The sequence below is a fragment of the Micromonospora sp. KC207 genome (genome assembly GCF_004348615.1).
Taxonomy (GTDB): Bacteria; Actinomycetota; Actinomycetes; order Mycobacteriales; family Micromonosporaceae; genus Micromonospora.
This window is the reverse complement of sequence record NZ_SMKJ01000587.1, coordinates 1-1,332: the sequence shown is the minus strand read 5'-3', so window position 1 is coordinate 1,332 and position 1,332 is coordinate 1. Positions and strand designations below refer to the sequence as shown.

Genomic DNA, 1,332 nt, shown 5'->3' with positions numbered 1-1,332 from the left:
GACGGAGGCGCCGCTGAGGGCCGGGCGCTGCGGCTCGGCCGGCGGCTGCGAGCCGTCGGCGGGCTCGTCCTCGTCGAGCATGGTGGCCTCGTCGAAGGGGCAGCGCCCGGCGAGCACGTCCCGGGCCTGCTCGCGGTCGAACTCGCCGGTCCAGGTGCCGACCAGGACGGTGGCCACGGCGTTGCCGGCGAAGTTGGTCAGCGCGCGGGCCTCGGACATGAACCGGTCGATGCCGACGATCAGTCCGACGCCGTCGAGCAGGTCGGGACGGTGCGACTGGAGGCCGCCGGCCAGGGTGGCCAGGCCGGCACCGGTCACCCCGGCCGCGCCCTTCGAGGCGATGATCATGAACAGGAGCAGGCCGACCTGCTCGCTGATCGACATCGGCTTGCCCATGGCGTCGGCCACGAACAGCGACGCCATGGTCAGGTAGATCGCGGTGCCGTCGAGATTGAACGAGTACCCGGTGGGCACGGTGATCCCGACGACGGGCCTGCTGACACCGATGTGCTCCATCTTGGCGATGAGCCGGGGCAGCGCCGACTCCGACGACGAGGTGGACAGGATCAGCAGGAACTCCCGGCCCAGGTAGCGCAGCAGGGAGAAGATCGAGATGCCGGAGACCAGACGCAGCAGCAGGCCGAGCACCACGACCACGAAGATCAGGCAGGTGGCGTAGAAGCCGAGCATGATCTGGGCGAGGCTGGTCAGGGCGTCCATGCCGGTCGCGCCGACGACGGCGGCCATCGCGCCGAACGCGCCGATCGGGGCGACCCACATGATCATGGCGAGCACCTTGAAGACCAGTCGTTGCAGCAGCCCGACGGCGCGCAGGACGGGCTCGCCGCGACTGCCCAGGCCCTGCACGGCGAAGCCGACCAGGAGGGCGACCAGCAGCGTCTGGAGCACCTCCCCCCCGGTGAGCGCGGAGACCAGCGTGGTCGGGATGATCCCGAGCAGGAACTCGGTCGTACCCCCGCTCTCGCCGCTGGCCGCCGCCTGGCCGGCGCTGGCGGCCTGCGTGCCGAGGTCCAGGCCGGCGCCCGGCTGGATCAGGTTGCCCACGACGAGGCCGATGGCCAGCGCGACGGTCGACATCAGCAGGAAGTAGCCGAGCGCGAGGCCGCCGACCTTGCCGACCTTCGTGGCCTGCCGCACGGAGCCGACGCCGAGGACGATCGTGCAGAAGATCACCGGGCTGATCATCATCTTGATCAGCGAGACGAATCCGGTGCCGAGCGGTTTCAGCGCCTTGCCCACCTCGGGCGCGACGAGTCCGACGACGATGCCCGCGATCGCGGCGGCGATCACGGCCAGGTAGAGGTATCGGGT

Annotated in this window: 1 protein-coding gene; it reads right to left on the bottom strand. The window is 70.6% G+C overall.

Going from position 1 to position 1,332, the window contains the following annotated elements; translation table 11 throughout:
- Nucleotides 1–1,332: cation:dicarboxylate symporter family transporter (locus E1258_RS32670; protein WP_207919941.1), on the bottom strand; the 1,332-nt coding region annotated here is incomplete at both ends.